We start from the raw sequence: 3121 nt of genomic DNA, 5'->3' as shown, positions 1-3121 counted from the left end.
CCGCCCGGTCATGGGGGCCCGCCTCCCGTACACGTCCATCACGGCTCGCCGGGCTACCGGGGCCACCACGGGCACGGCGTCGCCGCCGCCGGTCTGGTCGGCGGAGCCGCCGCGGCCGGGATCGCGGGAGGCATGGCCGTCGGCGCGGTAGGCGACGCGGCCGGATACGCCGGAAACGTGGCCGGCTACGTCGCCGGCCACCCCGTCGACGCGTTCGGCAACGCGGTCGCCGGATACGCGGGCCAGGCCGCCGGCCAGATAGCCGGAAACGTGGCCGCCGACGTCGCAGGCGGCGTCGCGGGTGACGTGGCCGGCGAGATCGCAGGCGGCGCAGCAGAAATCCTCGGCGGCCTCCTAGGCGGCCTCTTCGGCTGACAACCACCGCCCCACCACGCCACACGACCGACTCGACCACGTCGCACAGCGAAACCCCTCCCCGGACGTCGGACGCCCCTGCGAAGAGCGGCGACACGTTGAACCCGAGCAAAGACCCGGTGCGACGCTGTTGAGCCAAGACGCAGGCGACTGGTCCGTGACACCGGGGTTGGCGTCGCAGGTCTGAGTAGGCATGCGATGAGCCGGGCTGCCAGGAGGTAGTGCCGCTGGCAGCCCGGCCGATCCCCCTCAGGAAGCGCAGCCCGCGGCACCAGGCGACATCGCAAGCAACACAGACGAGGTCGTCTCACCGACACGACAGAATCGCCCGGCCGCCGTCGGCCAACCTTGCCGAGAGCGACGGTCGGAGCCATCGGGACATCCCGCACGATTTGGCTAGCCGTGTGACGAGACTGCATCGTCCGAGAGGTTGAGCAGCTGGCATCACGGCCGACCCGCTCAGGAAGCGCAGCCCGGGGCCCCAGACAACATCGCGAACAACACAGCCGAGATGGCCTCACCGACACGACAGAAGTCCCCGGCCTACGCCGGCCAACCTTGCCGAGAGCAGCGGCCGGAACCATCGGGCCGGCGCGGACGGTCAGGCCAGGCGCGTGACAAGGCGCCATCGCGGGAGAGCTCGGGCGGCTGGCATCACGGCCGACCCCGCTCAGGAAGCGCAGCCTGCGGCCCCCAAGTGGCAACGCGGGCGAGGTGGTCTCGCTGGCCACAGCAGAAGCCCCCGGCGGACGTTGGTCAGTCTTGCGGAGAGCGGTGGCCGGAGTCGTCGGGACGGTGCGGGTGGTTTCTGGGTGGGCGTTGGGCTGGCTCCTCGTCCGATCATTCCTGCTTGGAGCAGCGGAGCACCTGACGAGTGGCGCGGTGGGGGTGGGGAAAATGCGGGGGGTTTTGGACTAGATCTGTTGCGGTCTCGGCCAACGGGGCCGTGTGTGGTTATCGTCGTGACCATGACCACCCTGATCCTGGTCCTGCTCTGCCTTGCGATCGGCGGACGCGAGTTGTATCTGGCGTCCGACAAGCGGCTCCCTCGCGCGCAGGCGGAGCTGCGCGAACTGCGTAACCAGGTGTCCGAGCTGGCGCGGCGGCACGAGGCGCTCGCGGCGGTGGTGGACGAGGCGACGGAGCCCGCCGGGATACCGATACCGCCGCCGCCGCGACCCGAGGCCCCGGACGCGGAAGTGCTGGACCGGCTCGACGCGCTCACCGGACGGGTCGAGCGGCTGGAGAAGGAGTTCGGCGACATCTCCGGCGAGCTCGCGGGCGTCGATCTCGACCGCGACGCGCAGCACGCCCTGGCCCGCTCGCTGGACGCGGTGGAGCGCGACGTCCTGGAGCTGCACCAGGAGATGCTCGACCGCCTCGACCGCGAGGAGGGCGTCGTCAACGGGGTCGTGCTCAGCGAGGAGGGCGAGGCGGAGGCGCTGCTCGCCGGTGCGTACGAGCGGTGCGCCGCCGAGTACGGGCTGCGCGTGCGGGTCCGCGATCAGCGGTCCGCGCAGGCCACGGGCGCCTATCGCGGGACCGTCTACCACCTTTCCGGGCGCCGCCCCGAGGTGCTCGCCGAAGACCTGCTCTCGTATGTCCGGGGTTTGTACGACCCGCGCGACTCGTCCGCTCTGAACGCGCTGCTGACCGAGCTGGCGGCGCTGCGCGGTGGAGGCGTCGCGAGGTTCGGCCCGTTCACGGCCGTCAGTACGCAGAGCGCGCTCATCTGCGGCGTCCTGCCGGACGGCGCGCCGCCGACCGAACCGTGGCAGCTCGTCGACCGGCTCCGCGAGCTGCCCGCCGACCGGCAGAGCGACCTGTCCTGGCTGCGCTCCGACGACTAGGGGCGGACGAAGCGCGGCGCGCCCTCCGTGCGGTCCACGCCGAACGCCAGGAGGCAGCGGGGCACGCGGCCCGCGTCGATGTGCAGGCACAGGCCGAGCCGGAGGTCCGGGTCGACGAAGACCACGCGCCGCAGCGCCCACAGTGCCCTGCGGGTCCGGGCCCGCGTCTCCGGGTGCGGCACGTCGTGCAGCGTCGCCGTGACGACGTGGCCCGCGTAGCGCCATAGCCCGGCGGAGTCCAGGACGCGGACGCCCGCCGAGGTCAGGTTCGCGACGATCACGACGCCGCTGTCGTCGTCCTCCGGGACCACCGGGACCGGAACGCCCTGGCCGGGCAGGTCGCGCGGCGCACGCGGGCCGCCCACCGCCCGGTGGTAGCGCAGCGGGTCGAGCGTGTCGATGACGAACGCCCCGGCGTACGGTTTCGACGCCCGTGGTGGTCCGGCGCCGGGCGGGGCCTGGAGGGACGCCGGCCTCAGGTGGGCGCTGAGGTCGAACACCATCCCGGCGTCGTCCAGCCACACGGGGACGCCGAGTTTCGCGGACGCCTTCCGGTCGACGGCGTCCATGGTCCGCCACGGTTCGTCGGTCTGGCGCGACAGCCTCGCCGCCATGCCCAGGCCGGGGAACGCCCCCTCCAGGACGGCGAGCGTGGCCCGCCACGTGGTGCTGTTCACGAACTCGGCGACGAACGCGTCCGCCAGCGCCTTGCGCCGGGCGGGGTCGGCCATCGGGCTCGGACGCGGGGGTGTCTCCTGCGGCTCTGGCCAGCGCGGCTCCGGGACCTTGGTCATGGACGGCGGCTCGGCCGCCAGGCCCTTGCCCGGAAGGAACGGCTCGTCGGTGGTGCGTTCATGCCGGCCTGGGAATTCGTGCTGTTGAGGGGGGTCGAGGGG

At 72.7% G+C, this 3121-nt stretch carries 2 protein-coding genes and 1 pseudogene; 2 read left to right on the top strand and 1 reads right to left on the bottom strand.

Features of this window, described 5'->3' with window-relative positions:
- Together E1264_RS44290 and E1264_RS41620 are read left to right on the top strand one after the other, a co-directional pair.
- Positions 1–375 (top strand): annotated as a pseudogene (locus E1264_RS44290) (hypothetical protein); the annotation flags it as partial.
- 968 nt (positions 376–1343) lie between these two features.
- On the top strand, positions 1344–2225 hold the full coding sequence (locus E1264_RS41620; RefSeq protein WP_132182937.1) for a hypothetical protein: 882 nt from the start codon (positions 1344–1346) through the stop codon (positions 2223–2225).
- Here E1264_RS41620 and E1264_RS44285 read toward each other — a convergent pair.
- Positions 2222–3121 (bottom strand): hypothetical protein (locus tag E1264_RS44285; protein WP_165964658.1); only part of this gene is annotated, 900 nt, incomplete at its 5' end. The genes E1264_RS41620 and E1264_RS44285 overlap by 4 nt on opposite strands.

Origin of the sequence: Actinomadura sp. KC216 (assembly GCF_004348535.1) — a bacterium.
Classification (GTDB): domain Bacteria; phylum Actinomycetota; class Actinomycetes; order Streptosporangiales; family Streptosporangiaceae; genus Spirillospora.
The sequence above is the reverse complement of the archived record's forward strand: the minus strand, read 5'-3'. Positions and strand labels throughout refer to the sequence as shown.

Coding starts and splice junctions, on each gene's coding strand:
- E1264_RS41620 (WP_132182937.1), top strand. CDS start 1,344: ATGACCACCCTGATCCTGGTCCTGCTCTGCCTTGCGATCGGCGGACGC.